General features: G+C 60.2%; 19 protein-coding genes and 2 tRNA genes. 6 read left to right on the top strand and 15 right to left on the bottom strand.

All coding sequences use genetic code 11. From position 1 onward, the window contains the following. Positions 1-41 precede the first annotated feature (41 nt). Positions 42-809: a sugar phosphate isomerase/epimerase family protein gene (locus IDH44_RS18740; RefSeq protein ID WP_190920348.1), complete on the bottom strand. Its 768-nt coding sequence runs from the start codon at positions 807-809 to the stop codon at positions 42-44. A 127-nt stretch (positions 810-936) separates the two neighbouring features. On the opposite strand from IDH44_RS18740, the gene IDH44_RS18735 reads away from it, so the two are divergent. Next, the gene (locus tag IDH44_RS18735) at positions 937-1,845 is read left to right on the top strand and encodes a helix-turn-helix domain-containing protein (RefSeq protein WP_190920347.1); all 909 of its coding nucleotides are present in this window, start codon (positions 937-939) and stop codon (positions 1,843-1,845) included. Here IDH44_RS18735 and IDH44_RS18730 read toward each other — a convergent pair. The 5 genes from IDH44_RS18730 to helD all read right to left on the bottom strand — a co-directional run bounded on the left by IDH44_RS18730 (position 1,842) and on the right by helD (position 6,355). Further along, positions 1,842-2,129 carry a DUF1294 domain-containing protein gene (locus IDH44_RS18730; protein WP_190920346.1) on the bottom strand — a complete coding sequence of 96 codons (288 nt, stop codon included), beginning with the start codon at positions 2,127-2,129 and terminating at the stop codon, positions 1,842-1,844. The two genes, IDH44_RS18735 and IDH44_RS18730, sit on opposite strands and share 4 nt — an antisense overlap. Then, the gene (locus tag IDH44_RS18725) at positions 2,126-2,749 is read right to left on the bottom strand and encodes a DUF4309 domain-containing protein (protein ID WP_190920345.1); all 624 of its coding nucleotides are present in this window, start codon (positions 2,747-2,749) and stop codon (positions 2,126-2,128) included. The genes IDH44_RS18730 and IDH44_RS18725 overlap by 4 nt, the downstream gene beginning before the upstream one ends. 82 nt (positions 2,750-2,831) lie before the next feature. After that, a complete protein-coding gene (locus tag IDH44_RS18720) occupies positions 2,832-3,302 on the bottom strand; it encodes a DUF2269 family protein (protein WP_317890215.1) in 471 nt (156 codons plus the stop codon). Continuing rightward, positions 3,299-3,835 (bottom strand): PadR family transcriptional regulator, encoded by a 537-nt coding sequence (locus IDH44_RS18715; RefSeq protein ID WP_190920343.1) that lies wholly within the window; start codon positions 3,833-3,835, stop codon positions 3,299-3,301. The genes IDH44_RS18720 and IDH44_RS18715 overlap by 4 nt, the downstream gene beginning before the upstream one ends. A gap of 156 nt (positions 3,836-3,991) precedes the next feature. Next, positions 3,992-6,355 (bottom strand): RNA polymerase recycling motor HelD, encoded by a 2,364-nt coding sequence (gene helD / locus IDH44_RS18710; protein ID WP_190920342.1) that lies wholly within the window; start codon positions 6,353-6,355, stop codon positions 3,992-3,994. Positions 6,356-6,534: 179 nt separating this feature from the next. Between helD and IDH44_RS18705 the strand changes: the two genes are divergently transcribed. Further along, the gene (locus IDH44_RS18705) at positions 6,535-7,011 is read left to right on the top strand and encodes a glutathione peroxidase (RefSeq protein WP_190920341.1); all 477 of its coding nucleotides are present in this window, start codon (positions 6,535-6,537) and stop codon (positions 7,009-7,011) included. A gap of 78 nt (positions 7,012-7,089) precedes the next feature. Here the strand turns inward: IDH44_RS18705 and IDH44_RS18700 are convergent, their stop codons facing one another. Beyond that, entirely contained in the window at positions 7,090-7,392 is a 303-nt protein-coding gene (locus tag IDH44_RS18700) for a hypothetical protein (protein WP_190920340.1), read from the bottom strand. 197 nt (positions 7,393-7,589) lie between these two features. Between IDH44_RS18700 and IDH44_RS18695 the strand changes: the two genes are divergently transcribed. From IDH44_RS18695 to IDH44_RS18685, 3 genes are all read left to right on the top strand, one after another. Next, a tRNA-Thr gene (locus IDH44_RS18695) sits at positions 7,590-7,665 on the top strand. 12 nt (positions 7,666-7,677) lie between these two features. Beyond that, positions 7,678-7,754: transfer RNA gene (locus IDH44_RS18690), tRNA-Pro, on the top strand. Positions 7,755-7,928: 174 nt separating this feature from the next. After that, positions 7,929-8,999 carry a LacI family DNA-binding transcriptional regulator gene (locus tag IDH44_RS18685; protein ID WP_317890214.1) on the top strand — a complete coding sequence of 357 codons (1,071 nt, stop codon included), beginning with the start codon at positions 7,929-7,931 and terminating at the stop codon, positions 8,997-8,999. Positions 9,000-9,005: 6 nt separating this feature from the next. On the opposite strand, the gene IDH44_RS18680 is transcribed toward IDH44_RS18685, so the two are convergent. From IDH44_RS18680 to IDH44_RS18655, 6 genes are all read right to left on the bottom strand, one after another. After that, on the bottom strand, positions 9,006-9,698 hold the full coding sequence (locus IDH44_RS18680) for an LrgB family protein (protein ID WP_190920338.1): 693 nt from the start codon (positions 9,696-9,698) through the stop codon (positions 9,006-9,008). Further along, positions 9,691-10,044: a CidA/LrgA family protein gene (locus tag IDH44_RS18675; RefSeq protein ID WP_190920337.1), complete on the bottom strand. Its 354-nt coding sequence runs from the start codon at positions 10,042-10,044 to the stop codon at positions 9,691-9,693. Before IDH44_RS18675 ends, IDH44_RS18680 begins: the two co-directional genes overlap by 8 nt. A gap of 208 nt (positions 10,045-10,252) precedes the next feature. Further along, on the bottom strand, positions 10,253-11,170 hold the full coding sequence (locus IDH44_RS18670) for a nucleoside hydrolase (protein ID WP_190920336.1): 918 nt from the start codon (positions 11,168-11,170) through the stop codon (positions 10,253-10,255). Between the two features lie 46 nt (positions 11,171-11,216). Beyond that, positions 11,217-11,411 (bottom strand): phosphogluconate dehydrogenase C-terminal domain-containing protein, encoded by a 195-nt coding sequence (locus tag IDH44_RS26710; RefSeq protein WP_223869817.1) that lies wholly within the window; start codon positions 11,409-11,411, stop codon positions 11,217-11,219. Positions 11,412-11,716: 305 nt separating this feature from the next. Next, positions 11,717-13,252 (bottom strand): (Fe-S)-binding protein, encoded by a 1,536-nt coding sequence (locus tag IDH44_RS18660; protein WP_397326807.1) that lies wholly within the window; start codon positions 13,250-13,252, stop codon positions 11,717-11,719. After that, the gene (locus IDH44_RS18655; RefSeq protein ID WP_190920335.1) at positions 13,245-14,660 is read right to left on the bottom strand and encodes an FAD-linked oxidase C-terminal domain-containing protein; all 1,416 of its coding nucleotides are present in this window, start codon (positions 14,658-14,660) and stop codon (positions 13,245-13,247) included. Before IDH44_RS18655 ends, IDH44_RS18660 begins: the two co-directional genes overlap by 8 nt. A 776-nt stretch (positions 14,661-15,436) precedes the next feature. Here IDH44_RS18655 and IDH44_RS18650 point away from each other — a divergent pair. Continuing rightward, positions 15,437-16,150: a FadR/GntR family transcriptional regulator gene (locus tag IDH44_RS18650; RefSeq protein ID WP_317890213.1), complete on the top strand. Its 714-nt coding sequence runs from the start codon at positions 15,437-15,439 to the stop codon at positions 16,148-16,150. Between the two features lie 811 nt (positions 16,151-16,961). Here the strand turns inward: IDH44_RS18650 and IDH44_RS18645 are convergent. Then, a complete protein-coding gene (locus IDH44_RS18645; RefSeq protein WP_190920334.1) occupies positions 16,962-18,161 on the bottom strand; it encodes a mandelate racemase/muconate lactonizing enzyme family protein in 1,200 nt (399 codons plus the stop codon). A gap of 33 nt (positions 18,162-18,194) precedes the next feature. Then, the coding region (locus IDH44_RS18640; protein WP_190920333.1) for an aldehyde dehydrogenase family protein at positions 18,195-19,501 on the bottom strand (1,307 nt) is incomplete at its 5' end.

The following is a 19,501-nucleotide window of genomic DNA, read 5'->3' as shown; positions in this document are numbered from 1 at the left end:
CTCCTCCTTGGTTTGGAAATGTGGTGTTCCGGCAATTAGCTTTACTTATAGTTGCTTTTGAGCCATTCGCGGCTCGTGCGGACCGATTGAAGCGGCGGATTCGCGCAGCGATCCTGCTCCACGATAATCCATTCGACCTTGGCGGCGCCGGCCGCTTCAATCAGTGCCGGCAGGTTCAGATCGCCTTCGCCCAGTTCCACCGTATCGATCGGCTCGCCCGGGGCAGCCTTGCGGAAGTCTTTCAGATGCAGCAGCGGCAGACGTCCTTCGTACTTGGCGATATAAGCAAGCGGATCTTCGCCGGCGTACTGGACCCAGCCCAAGTCCATTTCCACGACGAGCTGATCCGGGCTTGTTTTGGAATAGATGGCGTCAAATACGTATTCGCCATCCAGCTTGAGTTCGAATTCGAAGGCATGGTTATGATAACCGAGCTTCAGCCCGTGCTTGGCAAACTCTGCCGCGTGAGCGGACAGTCGCGCAATCGTTTTTTCCCAGGTCGCCTCATCTGCCCGATCCGCCTCGGCCAGATGAGGCACAATGCCGTATGCCGCGCCGATCGTTTTCAAGTAAGCGATTTCACCGGCAATGTCGTCGTCGAGTCTTTTAAGCGCAATGTGGCTGCCGACCGCTTTGAGCCCGAGCTCGTCCAGCAGTTTTTTCATATCGTCTGCCGACAGATTGCCGTAACCTGCGAACTCGACGCCCTCGTAACCCATCTCGGCCACCACGCGCAGTGTTCCTGCGAAGTCGCGAGCCAGATCGTCGCGCAGCGTATACAATTGAAGACCAATTCCCATTTTTTCCATAGCTAGCGTTCCCTCCTGTACCGCGATTAAAAACCCAAGTTCATTATAAAAACATTTGCCTCGCGCGTGCAATGTAGGATACTGTTATGACATGAACAATTCTGCTACCAATGAAGGAGTCCGGCCAATGGAAACCGAACTGCTGATGTGCGGATATTCACATCACACCGCCCCCTTTTACTCCGATGCGCACGGTCAGTCGATGCCCGGTTATCTGTTCCGCTTGCAGACGGAAGGGGCAGCGTCAGCATTGAACGAGGGCAAGATGGAGACGATCGGGGCAGGCGACCTGCTGCTGATCGGCCCCGGAGACACCTACCGCCTCGTCATCGAAGCGCAGGAACACCCGCAGCGCGGTCATGTCGTATTCAGCAGCGATTACTATTTGTCGTGCCGCGGGACCTGGCTAAACGACTGGTGGGACGCCCGCCAGCGCCCGCTGCTCTCCCGCATTCATTACGAAGAACGACTGCTGCCGCTGTGGCGCATGCTCATTTTGGAGCGCCGTCGTCTGGAGGGCGGCCAGGCCGAGTTGGCGGATTATCTGCTGCGCACGATCTGCCTCACCATCGACCGTCAGCTCGACGAACGCTCGGCTGCCCGAGGGCGCCCGTTCATCGCTGCACGACTCAAATCTTACATCGAAGAGCATGCCTCCCGCCCCTTTTCGCTCGAGGAGCCAGCAGCGCATGTCGGACTGAGCGTATCGCGCATTTCGCATCTGTTCAAGGCTTGTTACGGCAAGACGATCGTCGAATATACGCAGGAGATTCGGCTGACGATCGCCCTAGAACGGCTTCGCTACAGCGTCATGACCCTGGAGCAAATTGCCGAGAGCTGCGGCTTCGGCAGCTATTCCTATTTCTTTCGCGTGTTCCGAAAAAAATACGGCCTGTCGCCTTCCGACTATCGGGCCGCACATGCGCCGGAGCTCGCCACAGGCGCCAATCGAGGCGTGCGCACCGCACAAGCGCAGGCTCCCGCAAGCAGGTCCCGCCTGTCCGCGCAGCACCGGGGACGATCGAATCCGAGCTAGATCAGCCGCAACAGCCGCATCGCGAGCCAGATCAGGAGCGCTGCTTGCGCAAGCGTCATCAGAGGCAGGCCGGCGGCAAAAGCGGCATGCTTCGTCTTGTGCCGCCATCTCCTCATGCCAAGCCAGGCTCCTGCGGCTCCTCCGACTGCCGCGGCGAGCAGCAGACGCTTCTCCGGAATGCGGCGCCTGTGCTGCCGGGCGCGCTGCTTGTCCGCGCGCATCATGCCGCATGCGACGGCATTAATGACGATGAGGTATCCGACCGCGAGCCATATGCCCGTCATAAAGGCAGGTAGTAGGCACCGCTCGTAGGCGCTTCCCGATCCGCCGCGCTGAATACGAGCACGTACTCGCCCAAGTCGTATTCCATCGCCCACATCTCGTCGTACAGCTCGCTATTCATTGTGTCCTCCGGCGAAAGCAGCGCGTCCGGCTCGCCGAGCACAGCGGCAATCGCGTCCAGCGAATCGCCGACCGTCACGCCCAGCAGCGCCGCGCCTTCGGGAAAGCCGAGCGCGGTAATCTTGCCCGGCTGGACCTGTCCTTCGTCGTCCATTCCAGCATCCGTAAAAAATACAACCGTTGGATATCGATAATAAAGACCGCCGGAAAAGTAATCCCGGGATGAAGGCTGACCGAGCGCCTCCTCCAATGTATTGGTGTAGTCGCCGATCGCAAAGGGCACGCCCTCCATCTCGCCTTCGTACAAGCCTTCGGGCCACGCGGATTGAGCCGGCAAACCTCCTTCATCGGGCTCTCGAAGCTCATTCGTGTTGCCTGTGCCGGGCGGCTCCGGCGTCGCGTTGTCGCTCTCGTTCTGCTGCGGCGCTTCCTCCGCCGTACAGCCGGTCATTACAGCGCCGACCAGCAGCATGGCTGCCAGCGCGAGCTTCGCTCTCCTCATAGGGCCAATCCTCCCAATCTTCCATTCCTTATTATTTTATCGGAACCGCTTGGCCCCGACAAGTAAGCCGCAGCTCCTAGCGTTAGAACGGCTTGGCCACCATCAGATACATCACGGCAAGCGGCAGCACCGTAGCGAGTATTCCAAAAACGTCCCAGCGCAGGGAAGCGCGACGGAAAGCCGCGTTCGGACGCCCCTGAGCAATCGAATCGTCGCTTTCGCGGATCATAGCGCGTTGGCAAGGCATTAATACACTTACCCACAGCAAGCCCGTAGCAATGAAGAGAAGCAACGAAACGGTCAACCAACTCAGCTGATCCAAAGCATACCCCTCTTGTACGGCCAGCACACTTCCGCTTGCAACGACAAGCGCAAGACCGGGTATCGTGAAGACATAATCGGCCGTCATGACTCGTCGAACAGTATGGGCAAGCAGCCGCACGTCACCCGAGCGTACGGCGGTGATTTTCCAATAGGCGGCCGTCGACGCGTTCCCGATAAACAGGACCACGCCCAATAGGTGGATCGTTATCCAAATTCCCAAATCCCTCACCCTTTCTTTTCCGTTGTTGCGGCGTCCCTCAACTCTGACAACGCCTGCTTGAAAAAATTCACATCGTGCGCATACTTGGAAATACCGTAGCGCAAGCAAATCTGCTGCGTCTTGCTCATGCCGCTATATTCGCGAAGATCTTTCCGCAGTTGACGCTCGCGCGCTTCAGCCCGTTCTGCTGCAAGGTCGATCCACGTACAAACGGTGTCTCGATCCGCCAGATCGCCAAAATAAAGGCGCACCAGTATATCTGATTTGAGGATGTCCTCGGCCAGTTCTCGTTCCAGGTAAAGCTGAAATGTCGATATCCCGGCAGGCGTAATGGCATAAACGTTTTTATTGGGCTTCCCCTCCTGGAGCACCACTTCCTTTTGAATCATGCCTTCCCGCTCCAGCTTGCGCAGCGTCGGATAGACCGTACCGTAACTGGCATCGAAAAAAAACGAGAAAATACGAGTGATCATCTGCTTGATTTGGTAGCCCGTCTTTGGACTGTGCACCAGCATGCCCAACACGACATCCTGCCCCGTCATTATTAGCAACCCCTCCATATATCAAATGTTAATATTAACATTAATTATATAAAGTCATTTTGTCAACCCCTTCCTTTTGGGCTAAGGATCGCAAAAGAAGCCGCCCCTCCAATGGCGGAAAGGCGGCTTCAAAGATTCAAAAATGAACAATCATGCTTAGGCATACGCAATATTGTACGTATCTTCTTCCTGATCGACGATGAACGGACTGGGCTCGCCCAGGCATACAATGCGCAGCTCGTGCATGGCTCGCGTGCATGCCGTATAGAACAGCTTGCGCTCCCGCTCCAGGCGGTATTGCTCGCTCGAGCCGTCGCACACGATAACCGCATCGAACTCGACGCCCTTGGCCAGGTATGCGGGCATCACCTGGATGCCCTCGGAGAACGACGCCGTCTCCTTGCCGACCAGGACCGCCTCCAGCGCGTCTGCGATTAGACGGTGCACGTGCTCGCTATGCCCCGCTGTCTTGCAGATAATTGCGATCGACGCATTGCCTTCCGCTTGCAGCGCTCGGGTCTGCTCAATCACCTGCGCGCGCAGCGAATCCTCGCTGTCCACGAGAGTAACCAGAGGCAGGCTGCCGTCGCGCTCGAACGGCTCGATCTCTTCGCCTCCCGGGATCATGCCGCGCGTGAAGCATACGATCGGCTTGGTCGAGCGATAGCTGCGTTCCAGCCGGATGACCTCGGTCTCCTCCGGCGCGAAGAGGCCCCGCAGCGGCTCGCGCGCGTCATAGGCGGAGGCGTGTGCGAAGATGGCCTGATTGAGATCGCCCAGCGCCGTCATGCGCGCTCTGGGGAAGAGCCGCTTCAGGAACGCCAGTTGAAAAGGGGAGTAATCCTGAGCCTCGTCGACGAATACATGGCGAATCAGGGTATTGGTCTGAAAGCCTTGGACGCGTTCCTGTAAATAAAGGTACGGCGCAGCGTCCTCGTAAGCCAAGGCCCCGGCCGCCAGACGTTGCCTGGTCATCGTGCAAATGTCCGCCCAGCGTGGCGGAAGACTGTACGCGGACGTCGAGGCTCCGCCGGCTTGCTGCAATGCAGTGAATAGCTGGACATACATGCTCGGAAGATCGATGAAGCGCAGCGCCTGGACCCTGCGGCGCGCCGACTTGAGTCGCTCGCGGACGATTACTCTTGCCAGCAGCTCGCGCTCTTGGTCGTAGTCGTCAAAGGTCGGCGTATTGCTGCTGCGTCGGCGCTTCCTGAGCTTTTGATAGGCGCGTTGGTAGTCCGCCTCGGACAGCAGCTCCATTTCCTCCTCGACCCACGGCTTGCCCTCCTGATCGAGGGCGAATTGCTTGATCTGACCCAGCAGCCACTGCCGGAGCAGGTCGATGCGCACCGGCAGACGGATCGTCCGATCCATTCCGTAGAAGCGCTCATGCATGGCCCGGGCCGAGACAATCGCCTCGCCGCGGAATTTGAGCGGTCGAAAGCGCATACCCGCTTGCTCGAGCCGATCAACGTAATCATCGAGCATCGCCAGGTATGCCGGAGACGATTTGAAGCGAATCGCTTCCAGTCGCGACGCATAGAGCGGATCCTGGGCGTCTTGCGTCAGTACGTATTCCATCTGGTCGAACGGATCCTCCAGTTCGAAGGCGTTGCCTAACCGATGCGCCAGATAATCCTGGAAGGTCGTCTGCTCCATGTTCTCTTCTCCCAGCTCGGGCAGCACCGCTTGGACGTAGCTGTTAAAAAGCGGGTTCGGCGAAAACAGCACCAATTGGTCGGCTTGCAGCGACTCGCGATGCTTGTAGAGCAGATAGGCGACCCGCTGCAACGCCGCCGACGTTTTGCCGCTGCCGGCGGCGCCCTGGACGACCAGCAGCCGCGCTCGCTCGTCGCGAATGATCCGGTTCTGCTCCTTCTGAATCGTAGCGACAATATTGCGCATCTGGGTATCCGAGCTCCGGCTCAGCGCCTGCTGCAGGAGCTCGTCTCCAATGGTGACGCCCGAATCGAAGAGCAGCTCGATCCGGCCGTCCCGAATGACGAATTGACGCTTGAGCGCCATCTCGCCCGCCATCCGGCCCGAAGGCGTCTCATAGCCGACCGGACCAGGTCCGTAATCGTAATACAAGCTCGAAATCGGCGCCCGCCAATCGTATACGAGGAATTCATCGCTTTGCTCGTCGAGAAACGAAGCGATGCCGAGATAGATCGACGAGGCGACCTCGTCTTCCTCCGCCTTGAAATCGATGCGTCCGAAATACGGCGACTTCACCAGCCGTCTGAACTTCCCGAGCTCGGCGGATGCGTGCCGGTGACTGCGCTCGCGCTCGGAGAGCACGTCGGCCTGCTGCTTCATGCTGAAATACGTCTCGGTTAAATCCTCGGCATGACTGAAATTGATTGTAACCTCGTCCCAAAAATGCTTGCGGATTTCGACAACGTCGGAGCGTACGTCTCCGGTTCGTTCCTCCAGACGCGCAATCCGGCGTGCGATTTTGCCCGTTACCTCGTCGACGCGCGCCTGCTCCGCCAGCCACTGCGCTTTTGATATCGTCATACAGCCGCTCCGCTCCTTTCCTGTCCCCTGGTTTTCCCTTCTTCAAGGATTGACCGAATATTTAAAAGTGTGCTATGTTTTATCCAAATGCCTGTTTTAAGGCATAAATTTCACTTTAACATGTTCAGGATTGCAATGCAATTTCGCACGCACGCATATCATCCGAGGAGGCTGAAGCCATGTCTATTTACGACATTTCCGTCACGACCATCGACGGCGAATCGACCACCCTTTCCGCGTATCGGGATCAGGTGCTGCTGATCGTCAATAGCGCCAGCGCCTGCGGCTTGACGCCGCATTACGAAGGCCTCCAAAAGCTGTACGACGCCTACCGTGAAAAAGGCCTTGTCGTGCTTGGCTTTCCGTGCAACCAATTTGCCGGTCAAGAGCCCGGCACCGAAGAAGAAATCAAGCAGTTTTGTCAATTAAACTACCAAGTCACCTTCCCGATGTTTGCGAAAATCGAGGTCAAGGGCGACAACATTCATCCGTTGTATGCGCATCTGCTGCAACAGGTACCCGAGCCTTATCGAACGGGTGAAATTGAATGGAACTTCGCCAAATTTTTGGTCGATCGCGAAGGCAACGTCGTCAAGCAATTCAGCGCCCGTACGGCACCCGAGGCGCTCGAATCGGACATTCGCGAGCTGCTGTAAGGGCTTCCCGCTATCGCGAGACATTCGCAGCCCCGCGTCGTAGCATGCTACGGCGCGGGGCTGCGCGCTTGAGGACGGTCAGTGCGTCGAACGGGCGCGACCCGGCAAAGCCTTCATCTGCAGTTCCTCCGATTCGTCCCCGGCCTCTTCCATCCGTTGCAGCGCCCTGTCGTCGACCTTCATCTGCAGCTCATCCTCCGCCTCCGGCAGCGCCGCGCGCTGGACGGCCACTCTCGGCTCGGCCATACGCTGCACGGCCTGATTGCCCACAGTCTGCTGAAGATTCAGCATCGGATGCTGCGCAGTCTGGCGCTGGACGGCAGGCATTCGATCCGTTGCGGCCGCTTTCCCGGTCTGCTTGCGCATTGCTTGATGTTTCATATGGCTTCCCTCACAGTCAATGATCGGCGCTTGCGCATATTGTACCATGAAATGGCAATCTTCGCCTACTGCGAATGCATTGTAGAAGCGCCGGACCTTGCCAAAAAATATTAAAAATAAGGCTTGCATTATACGACGGAATTATGCGATAATACATTTCGTGCTCGAGTGATGCGCCCTGCGCAGCGCTCCGGTTCGCCGGTGTAGCTCAACTGGTAGAGCAACTGACTTGTAATCAGTAGGTTGGGGGTTCAAGTCCTCTCGCCGGCACCATTCGCACGCTTTCGGGATGTAGCTCAGCTTGGTAGAGCGCCTGGTTCGGGTCCAGGAGGTCGCATGTTCAAATCGTGTCATCCCGACCAAAGCTATCAAATTAAAGTCCGGACGTCCGGGCTTTTTTGTTGTTTATGTGGGTTGACTAAATTTGACGCGTTCGTTTTTCTAAACTTAGCGTGTGAATGTTGTTTGTTTTAGTTGAATGTAGTAAAATCTCCAGTAACGGTTTCATTCCTGCATGGAGGGAGTCACTGAATACGGTGAAAATTGAAGACATCGCCAAAATGGCCAACGTTTCCAAATCGGCCGTCTCACTGGCCATGAACGGCAAGCCCGGAATCGGCAAAGAAACGCGCGCCCGCATTCTGCAAATTGCGAAGGAGCACGGATACGCCGCCCGGACGCCAAAAGCGGAAAAAGGACGCGCACCGGGCAATACGATTCGTTTTATCGCCTGCACACAGGCCGGAATCGTTCCCGAGCATTTTTCCCAACAGCCCTTTTTTATGGAGCTCATTCAATATATTGAGGAGAAGTGCCGCAAACGCGGTCTGTCTCTGCTGTTCAATACCTTGCATCCGGACGAGCTGGAGCGGCGCATCGGCGAGCTCGAGCAGGAGCACGCTTCCGCCGGCATCCTGCTGCTCGGGACGAATCTCGGCGGCGATCAGGTCCGCGCGATCGCAGCGCAGCAGCGCCGTCTCGTCGTCCTGGATACGTGCTTCGATGCAATCGAAGCGAACTTCGTCGTCATGAACAACAAGCTCGGCGCTCACCAGGCCGCCGGTCAGCTGCTGGCCGACGGACACACCCGGATCGGCATCGTCCAGTCGGACGAACGGATCGCCAATTTTTCGGCGCGCCAGGAAGGCTTCCTGCAGGCGCTCGCCGCAGCCGGGCTCGACTGCGCGGAAGAGGATCGCTTCACCCTCTCGCCGACGATAGTGGCCGCGCAGGAGCCGTTCATCGCTGCGCTGCGGACGCGCCGCGAACCGCTGCCGACGGCGCTATTCTGCGAATGCGACTACATCGCCATCAGCGCGATCAAGTCGCTGGCTGCGCTCGGACTGCGCGTGCCGCATGACGTGTCGGTCATCGGCTTCGACAACATTCACGAATCCGTCGTCATCACGCCCGAGCTGACGACCGTGCACGTCGAGAAGGAAGCGATGGCGGAGCTCGCCGTGGCCAAGCTGATCGATCTGATGGCGCACGGGCCCGGCGTGACGACCAAGATCGTCGTCGATACGCGGCTCGTCGTCCGGGCCTCCTGCTCGGCTCCGGCCGCCGCGCTGCCCGCAGGCGGCAGCGGTACCGTCTCGGCGCACTGACGACGATTAAGGCAGGAGCCAATGCAACGGCAAGAGCAGCAGCGGCGTCACGATGCAGCTGATGCTCATTGCCAGGGCGCCGACGCTGCCCTGCCACTGCGAGTCATTGACCAATCGGGCCGTGCCGATGCCGTGCGCCGCCGTGCCGACTCCGACGCCGATCGCCAGATCGCTGCCCAGCCTGCATCGCCGGAGCAGCAGCGGGCCGAACATGCTGCCGAGCAGACCGGTCAGCACCGTCAGCACGGCTGTGAGCTCGGGGATGCCGCCGAGCGTTCCCGCTAGCGACACCGATACGGCCGAGGTGACCGACTTGGGCAATAAAGAGGATGCGACGGCGCTCGACAATCCGGCCCCCGCAGCCAGCAGCCAGGCGCTGCCAATCGAGGCCAGCGACCCCGCGGTGACCCCCGCCAGCACGGCGCCCAGCTGATGCCGGAGCTGCCGCGAATGCTTGTACAGCGGGACGCCGAGCGCGACAGTCGCCGGCCCGAGCATGAACAGCACCAGATCGCCGCCAATCCGGTAGTCCTCATAGGAGACGCCTCCCGCGAGCAGGATCAGCACGACCAGCCCGGTGCCGACGAAGAGCGGATGCATCCAGGGCAGACGCCGCCGCAGCAAGAGCGCCGCCGCATAGGCCGCCACTGTCAGGGCCACCCCCCACTCGGGACGCTGCAGCCATTCTCCGTTATCCATCCTCTCTCTCCTCTCTCTTGCGCAGCAATGTGGTCAACCCGCCCCCCGCCAGCAGCGAGACGAGCGTGCTCGCCACGAGCGCGAGCAGCAGCCCGGCGAGTTCGGACAGCTCCACGTAGCGCAGCAGGATCATGCTGCCCGCCACGTACGGCAGGAAGAACAGCATCATGTGGCGGACCAAAAAAGCCGCGCTCTGCTCTACCCACTCCAGCTTGATCCAACCCAAAAACAAGCACCCGGCAAACAGAATCAGTCCGATCACATTGCCCGGCAGCGGTACGCCGAGCCCGGTCTGGACCGCCATCCCGGCCATTTGAAACGCCAGTAAAATGGAAAACCCTATCATTGCGCTCCCTCCGAATACGTAACACAGCCTTGAAATCATAGTCAGTATAGGCGAAAATCGAACGGCTGACCAGTCAGCGCCCGGGCGATCCTGATCTTCGCTTTGCAAAAAATACGCAAGCCGCCCGGCATATCCCGATGCCGGGCGGCTTGAAATAGCGCGTATTCGCGAAGGCCAATGACAATAAAGTTCGGCTCAGCTCTTGCGATCAGTCGTGCCGCGTGACGGCCGCGAACAGCTCCAGCTTCGCATACATGTCCTCCAGCGTGAAGCGCGCATCGACTGAGCGATAGACGCGGATCTGCCGACCGCCCTTGCCCGGCGCATAGCCCATATCCGGTGTAATATACGGAGGATCAATGAGGTCGTAATCAAATTCGTGATCGTCGAGCAGCAGCGAGACGGCCGGCGAATCGCCGAGCATCCACATCTCGCCCTTGGGCCAGCGCGCGCTGTGCCAGGGCAGAAGGTTGAATTCGACGAGCTGGTCGAACAGGTATTGTCCGATGGCGCCGTGCGGCCGCACGCGCACCGCCAGCTCCGCCAGTGAGACGCGCATCATTTTGTATACGTTCTGCGGGACCTGCCACAGCGGAATCGACGAGCGCATGACGACGTTGGCCGCCGCGATGTCATTGCTTAGATTGAATTCGCTCGCACCGGCCGGGTACGGGCCGCCGCCGATCCAGACCGCAGTCAGCCGATCCGCGATCCGCGGCTCCAGCAGGTAAGCCGCCGCCAGGTCCGTGATCGGACCGAGGAAGATGACATAGAGCGGCGCCTCGTCCTCCTTCATCGCTTCGCGGATGATCAGATCCGCGCCCTCGGAGGGCTGCGGCGTCCCTTCGTCGACCAGTGCCTGCGCCGCGCCGCGTACGACCGGCGGCGCCTCGGGCAGCTGCATCAGCTCCAGCACGTGCCCGATCTCGCGATACGAGTCGTCCATCGAGGTTGCGCTGCGCCCGGTGCCGAAATGCGCGGCAATTATACCTGGAATGCGAAAGCGCGGCGTCAGCAGCGCGTGCACGATGGCGAACTGGTCGTCCGCTTCGTTTTTCGCGTCGGTATTGACGATGACCCGAATTTGCTTGTTGTCCGGCACTTGAAACGGAAATGGCAGTGTCATGTCGGAATTGCAGCCCCTTTCAATTCGTCGCGTCGGCAGCCCGTCGCTACCCCTGCAGCTTGTTCGGATGAAGCATGTAATCGATCGTCTCGGCCACCTTCTCCGGCTCAAAGACCTTCTTCCAATCGTCCTTCAGCATATGGCGCTTGCCGTACTCGATCGCGACCATCGCGGCATCGGAATATGGATTGCCCGCCACGCCGAACGTGGGCTGCGCGCTGCAGCGACTGCGGGGTTTCAATGCGGTAGGTCGCCCGTATAGCCGGTTTGTTCAACTCCATTTTGAGCACACCGCCTCTCGCCATTTTTAGTGAATTTCGCGGCTAATCGGCCGTTTGCAACCGCTACCGGAATGGTTTAAATTATAGCGGAAACCTAAATAGACGAAAAGGTTTATTCTTAATTTTATTTAAAATTTTGCGTTATTTTACTAAAAAATCGAAAAAGGGCAAAGCGACACCAATTGTGTTCATATAACCAGGCGACGGGCTTGACCAGGCTTTAGAAGCTTCGCCCGATCAAGACCGTCTTGCCCGGCAAGCCCGTTCAGCCTCGCCGTGGCGCCTCCTGGATGCGCAGGCGCCGATGCAAATAATCGACGACATGCGTGACCTCGGCATCGCGTCCGTGCCGTTTGACACCCAGCTTCATTTGCAGGAGACAGCCGGGATTGCTCGTCAGGATTACACCGGCTCCGGTGCGGTTGGCATGCTCCATTTTGTGAGCCAGGATATCGCCGGCCATCTCCGGCTGGGTCAGGTTGTAGATACCGGCCGATCCGCAGCAGCGGTCGGATTCGCACATTTCCGTGTAGCAGGTACCGGCGACCTGCTGCAGCAAGCGACGCGGCGCTTCCGCGCTGCGCATCACATTGCGCAGATGGCACGAGTCCTGGTACGTGATCGTCTCCGCTGCCGGAGCGCAAGCCGCTGCGGCGATGGGCGTGCCGCCCGCGACCGCTCCAGCCCTCGGATCCCCGTCCGCGACCGGTGGTGCGCTCGCCCTGCTCCCGGCCTCGGAAGACGCCGCTTGCGCCGCGTCCCGGGTCTCGGGAAGGCCGACTGCGAGCAGCTCCGTCACCCTGCCGCTGCGCATGAGCAGCTCACTGACATCAATGACGCGCTGCGCGAACCACGCCGCATCCTCCCGCCACTGCACATCCTCGTGCAGCAGATGATCGTATTCGACGAGCGCGGCGCCGCAGCCGCCGGCATTGGATACGATATAATCGACTCCCGCCTCGCGGAAGGCGCGGATGTTGCGGCGGGCCAGCGCGCGGGCCCCCTCCGCCTCGCCGCTATGCGCGTGCAGCGCGCCGCAGCAATTCTGCGCCGGGGGGATGACCACCTCAAAGCCTGCCGTCGCCAGCAGCTCGGCCGTCTTGACGTTCGTCTCGGTGAACAGCACATCCATCAGGCAGCCGCGGAACAGGCCGACCTTGGCGATCCGCGGGCCGCGCGCCGGCACATGCTCGCCGATGCGATCGACGACGCCTGTACGCGAGGCTGCAGGCATGATGGCTTCCATATCCGCCAGATGCCGGGGCAGCAGCTTCATCGCGCCTGCGCCGCGCGCCAATCTGGCCAGACCGGTGCGCTGATACAGCTGCAGCGCACCGCCGAGCAGTCGCATGTTGCGCTGCTTGGGGAACACCTGCTTGAACATGACGCTGCGCACCGTCTTCACCCACCAGCGGTGGCTCGTCGTATGGTCCTCGATGGCATCGCGGGCCTGCTCGATCAACTGGCCATACTTCACATCGGCCGGACACGCCGGCTCGCAGGCGCGGCAGCCGAGGCAATGATTCATCTGCGTCTCAAAAGCTTCGTCAGGATCCATCAGCCCGTCGGCGACCGCCTTCATCAGCGCGATTCGCCCGCGCGGCGACTCCGCTTCAATGCCCGTTTCCCGGAAGGTCGGGCACGCCGGCAGACAGAATCCGCAGCGCATACAATTCGTCAGCTGGTCCTCGTCAAGCCGTAGCTTCAGCTTGTCGGCCAGCGGATTCAGCTTAGTCAGCCCGGCCTCCGGTCCGTTGACCGCCGTCCGCGCGCCGCGCTTTTCCAGAGTCGATTCAGCCACGGTCGATCACCACCCGTTTGCGCGTCTCCTTGGCGAATACCTTGCCCGGATTGAGCAGATTGTGCGGATCGAAGCTGGACTTGATGGCGCGCATCACCTCGATGCCCGCCGCCCCGACCTTCCACTCCAGATAGGGCGCCTTGACGACGCCGACGCCATGCTCGCCGGTGATCGTGCCGCCGAGCCGAATCGACGCCTCGAAAATCTCCGCAAACGCCGCCTCGACGCGATGAATCTCGTCCTGATCGCGCGCATCGGTCGTCGCCGTCGGATGCAGATTGCCGTCGCCCGCATGGCCGAAGGTGCAAATGTTGACCGCGTGCTTGGCGGCGATGCGGTTAATCTCCAGCACCATGTCGGCAATCTTGGAACGCGGCACCGTCGCGTCCTCGAGAATCGTCGTCGGCCGCAGCCGCGCCAGCGCCGTGAAGGCGCTGCGTCGCGCCGTCAACAGCTTTTGCGCCTCCTCGGCGCTCTCGGCCACCTGGACGCGGACCGCGCGTTCCTCGCGGCAAATTGCCTCGATCTGGCCGATATCCCGCTCGACTAGCTCGGGCGGGCCGTCCTGCTCGATCAGCAGGATCGCCGCCATATCGAGCGGCAGGCCGAGCCCCGCATAGGCGTCGACGACCCGGATCGTCGGATTATCCAGGAATTCCAGCGTTGCCGGGATGATCCGGCGCTCGATGATCCGCGATACCGTGCGCGCGGCGTCGTACAGATCGGCGTACATGGCCAGCATCGTTTTTTTGGCGGCCGGCGGGGGGATCAGCTTGAGCGTCGCTTCGGTGACGATCGCGAGCGTCCCCTCCGAGCCGACGAGCAGCTTCGTCAGATCGTAGCCGGCGACGTCCTTCATCAGCTTGCCTCCCGTGCGGATGATCTCGCCGCTGGGCAGCACCGCCTCCAGGCCGAGCACGTAGTCCTTGGTCGTGCCATACTTCAGGCCGCGCAGCCCGCCTGAGCATTCGGCGATATTACCGCCGATGGTGGAGATCGCCATGCTGCTCGGATCAGGCGGGTAGAATAGCCCCAGCCCTTCCACATGGGCGATGAAGTCCTTCGTAATCAAGCCCGGCTGTACAGTCGCCGTCAGATTGTCCAGATCGACCTCGAGAATTCGGTTCATGCGGTGCATCACCATGACGACGCCGCCCTCCAGCGGCACTGTGCCGCCGCACAGATTCGTGCCCGAGCCGCGTCCTACGACCGGTATGCGATGGCGGGCGAGCACCTTCATGATAGCTGACACCTGTGCGGTATCGACCGGATAGACGACAGCGTCCGGCAGCGCCTGCAGCATCGGCGTACCGTCGTAAGAATGCGTGATGCGCGACTCTTGATCATCGCGGAAGCCCTGTTCGCCCAAGATGCGCAGCAGCTCTGTTCTGGCTCCCTCTTGCAACAAAGTAATCCCTCCTGTGTACACCTATTGCACCTAGTAACTAGGTCGAATAGCGTATTGCGCACATTCGACCGCTTGATTAAATCATCTGAATAATCCGATAGATTCATTAATCAAGTCAGCTGACTAATGAATTCAGAGCCGTAGATTAATGAAATCAGATCAGAAATGTATGAATTCAAATCAGTAAATTAATGAATTCAGATTCAGATCAATTAATCAGGTCATCTGATGACTTTTACTGTCACATAGTATACACTAAAATAAACATGCGGGGAAGACTTGCTGCAACAAGACGAATTGGCACGGTAACCGTTGGCGATGGGCCACACGCATGCGTTTTGGCTGCAGCCGGTGGCGATGGACCACACTCCATTTTCGGGGCTGCGCTGGGCTAATCTCGATTGGATTGCAACTGTAGTGCTTTCCAATTTGCTTCTCTGGCCCATGGCTTTGTATTGGTCATTTTTGTCCGTTAGCGTGCTCAACAGCATGGACTTTCAATTTTAATGGACAGTTTTGTCCGTTAGACAACAAATCTTGTTTAAAAACTCGACTTTCGAGCTTCTAACTCCGTTACAGCCAGTATTCATAGATAATAAGCCGCTTACGGACAAAAATGTCCGTTATGTGCGAAGTTCAGCAACACCTGCTTCACTCCGCATTCGCGCCTTATTATCGCCTGGACCACAGCGATGCGCGCTTCATTCAAATTGAAAGCTCGACTCGAAATATGCGTTCTTCACTCAATTATGCGCCCGGCAAAGGAGAGATAGATCGTGACCACTGACAATCGGCCGCTCAAAAGCTACGAGTGGGTCATGCAAGATATTCGCAAGCAAATGGAAGACGGTGCGCTCCATCCTGGGGACCGTCTCGCCTCGGTCGTCGATCTGGCGGTTCGTTACGGTGTCGGCCGCTCCACAGTACGCGAGGCGCTCAGCTCGCTCAAAGCGCTCGGCCTGCTTGACATTCGTCAAGGGGGCGGCACCTTCGTCAGGAACCAGCCGGCGCCGGAATTGCAGGGCGACGAAGCGGAGGCGTGGATGCGGCGCTCCGAATCGTTACGCCATATCGTCGAGGTGCGCAACGTGCTGGAGACTGGCGCCGCCTCGCTCGCCGCGCGTCATCGCACCGAGAGCGATCTGACGCAGCTACAGGCTACGCTTGACGGCATGGCCGCGCACCTCGACGACGAGACGTACGGCGAACAGGCGGATGTGCGCTTCCATCTGCAGATCGCCGCGGCCACCCATAATCCGGTCATCGCCGATCTGATGGAATCGCTATCCGGCCGGCTCCACGACAGTATGCGCGATACGCGCGCCTTGTGGTTCTATTCGCAGCGTTCCTCCTCCGAACGGCTGCTTGGCGAGCATGCCGCAATTGCCGCGGCGATTCGAGACAGCCGGCCCGAAGAAGCAGGCCGGCTGATGAGTCAGCATATTACCAAGATGGCGCAAGTGCTCGATGAAAAAGGAGCGCGGTTGTGAGACACGATTGAGGCCGATTCGACACTCGCACGCGGCATGGCATGCATGCTGCGTGCGATCCATGCGGTCTGTCCCCTGTTGCGAACTGTGCCTTGTAATTGACTACACCGCTGTGGCTCCGTGAGGGCGTCCGTATTGCAATACTCCATGCTGCGTGATTCGTCGTTGCGTCCGTATTATTGTGCTCGCCAATTGTATCCATACTGCTGTGCGCCGTAATCGCGCCCGCACTAAACAATTGGTTTATTCTGCTGTGCTCCCTGCTCGCGACTGCTCCCGCGAACAAATCGCCGCAGCTGTTGTTAGCGTTACTCCGCTACTAAGCGTCCATGACAGAATAACCTGGTGCAATTGAAATCGTCATTATCCCTTCACCATCGGCCAACGAACCTAACGGTTGCCACAGCGGCTATTGCGCCCAAAAAAGCGCCGATTGAATTGTAACGGTTGCCACAGGTCTTATTTTCTTGAAATCCATTGAAAAGACGCGATCTAGGCCAAATAAGTGCTGTGGCAACCGCTAGCCTGGAAATCGCCTGAAATTGATCGAAATAAGCGCGCTGGCAACCGTTAGCTGAGGTGAGGTGAGTCCGTTTGCCCGCCTGATGGATGAGCTGTCTTTGGTTATTTCGTGAAGGATCCTAAGCCGGCTCTAATGGATATGAGAGACGCTTAGCTCGGTTCGCGGCCCTATAAACGGGCGCAAACAGCCGCTTCACCAGTCTTGACACGCCTCGCCTGCTCGGCCTCCTACCCGCGCCGCTTCACCCGAGCAACGCCCCACCTGCGGTGCGCTGCCCGTGACGCCGCTTTACCGGTCTTGACGCGCCTCGCCTGCCCCGCTCGCGGTACCCGCGGCCGTGCGGTCCTGCAGGTTGGCTACCTGTTGATCGCCCCAGGCGAAGCTGTCCGCCTTGAGCCGCTCGACCTTGTCCCAGTCGATCTCGACGCCCAGGCCGGGCCGCGACGCATCCGGCACATGCAGCCAGCCGTTTTCGTAGCGCACCTTTTCCGTTGTCACATCGTCGACGTACAGCTCCGGACCGGTCGGATCGGAGATCGCGTCCAGGTTCGTCAGCGATGCGCCGAAGAGCGCTTGCGCAGCCGTGCCGTAGCCGAGCTCCTGCGTCGTGCCGATCAGCACGCCCTTGCCCGCCACCTCGGCGGCCGCCGCCGCCTTGCGCGCCGCGGCGAAGCCGCCAATGAAGATGAGCGCGATGTTGAAGATATCGACGCTGTCGTGACGCAGCATGTCATGCAATTGCTTGAAGCTCCACACATGCTCGCTGACCGGCAGATCGACGGCCATGCGAAAGTGTCGCAATCCCTCGAAGTCGTTGCGCGGCGCCGGACTTTCGATCAGCTCCACCCCGTACGGCATGAGGCGCTTCGTGATGCGCAGCGCTTTTTTCCAGTCGAGCAGATGGCTGTAATCGAGCGACTTGATCGTCACCCGGCTGCCGAATTCGGTGCGCACCCGATCGAGCAGCAGCTCGTCCGCGTCCGGATTGACGCCCGCATACAGCCGGAAGACGTCGAAGCCCGCCGCCAGCTTGCGCCGCACGATCTCGACGTTGGCGTCCACCTCCTCGATCGTGCGGCTGCGGAAGATCGGATAGCACACCTTGATGCGCTCGCGCACGCGTCCGCCCAGTAGCGCGCTCACGTTGATGCCCGCCGCCTTGGCCGCCAGATCGTGCAGCGCAATGTCGACGCCGCAGCGAATGAAGGTCCCCTTTTCGTAATAATACATCGTCTCCGGGTACAGATCCTTCAGCTCCTGATTGATCCCGATCAGCCCCATCGGATCCCGCCCGACCAGCGCGCCGCGCAGCGTTGCCTCCAGATCGCGCGCATCGACCGCGTATTTCGGCAGATGGGAGAAGTCGCTCATCTCCCCGACGCCGGTCACCCCTTCGTCCGTCTCGATGCGCACCAGCCCGTGCTCGCAGACGAACCCCGTATTGCGCGGAATCCGCACCACGTCCAGCCGCACATTCGTAATTTTCATCCCCGTTCCCCTTCCTTTCGCGTTCGTCCCGGCCTATACCGAGATCGAGATCGTCTGCGTATGCGTAAAAAAGTCCATTGCCGCCCGGCCCTGCTCGCGCGAATGCGAGCTGGACGCCTTGAGTCCGCCGAACGGCGCGTGGTACTCCACGCCGGCCGTCTCCGCGTTGACCTTGATCATCCCCGCCTCGGCGCCCTCCACGAACGCCATCGCCGATTCGAGGCTGGAGGTGAAGATCGCCGCGCTCAGACCGTACGCCGTGCCGTTGGCGAGTGCGACCGCCTCCGTCAGATCGTCCGCTTCCATGATCCCCAGCACCGGCCCGAAGATCTCCTCCGTCGCCAGCTGCATCTGCGGCGTCACGCCGTCGAACAGCGCCGGCTGTACGAAGTGACCGCCGCGCAGCGCCTCCTCCTCCGGCACGCCGCCGCCAAGCAGCAGCCGCGCGCCCTCCGCCTGTCCCTGCTTCACCGCCGCCAGCACCGTATCGCGCTGCCGCGCCGTCGCCAGCGGTCCGAAATACGTGCCTTCGGCAAGCCCGTCGCCGGGCGTAATTGCGGCGAGCCGCTCGAGCAACAGCTCGGTGAAACGGGCCTTCACGCCGCGCTCGACGATCACCTTGCTCGTGGCGGTGCATTTCTGCCCGGTGCTTTTCATCGCGCCGGACACGACCGCGTCGGCCGCTTTGTCAAGATTGGCGTCGGCGAGCACGACGACTGCATTTTTGCCGCCCATCTCCAGCTGGCACTTGATGCCGCGGCGCGCTGCCAGCTCGCCGATCGTACGGCCGACCGCATTGGAGCCGGTGAAGCTGACGCCCTCGATGGCCGGGTGCCCGAGCAGCGCTGCGCCGAGCTCGCCGCCAGGCCCGTGTACGAGATTGACGACGCCCGCTGGCATGCCGGCCTCGACCAGCGTCTCGACGACAAGCGCTGCCGTCACCGACGCGTTGGAGGCCGGCTTGAGCACAGCTGTATTGCCATACACGAGCGCGGGCGCCAGCTTCCAGAGCGGGATCGCCACCGGGAAGTTCCAGGGCGTGATCAGCGCCACGGTGCCGAGCGGCTTCTTGCGCGTATACAGCAGCGAGCGGCCGTCTGAGGACGGCAGATGCTCGCCGGTCGCGTGCATGCCTTCGGCGGCGTAATAGTGCAGGATCGCCACGCCGCGCATCACCTCGCCGCGCGCCTCCGGCAGCGTCTTGCCCATCTCCCGCGTCATCGTCTCCGCGATCTCGCCCGCACGGGCCTCCAGCAGTCGCGCCGCCTTGCGCAGCACCTCGCCGCGCGCCGCTCCCGGCAGCGCGCGCCACGCCGGCGCGGCCGCTTGGGCGCTCGCCG

It is taken from the genome of Paenibacillus sabuli (assembly GCF_014705605.1).
Lineage (GTDB): Bacteria > Bacillota > Bacilli > Paenibacillales > Paenibacillaceae > Paenibacillus_D > Paenibacillus_D sabuli.
This window is presented reverse-complemented; position numbering and strand designations above follow the sequence as displayed.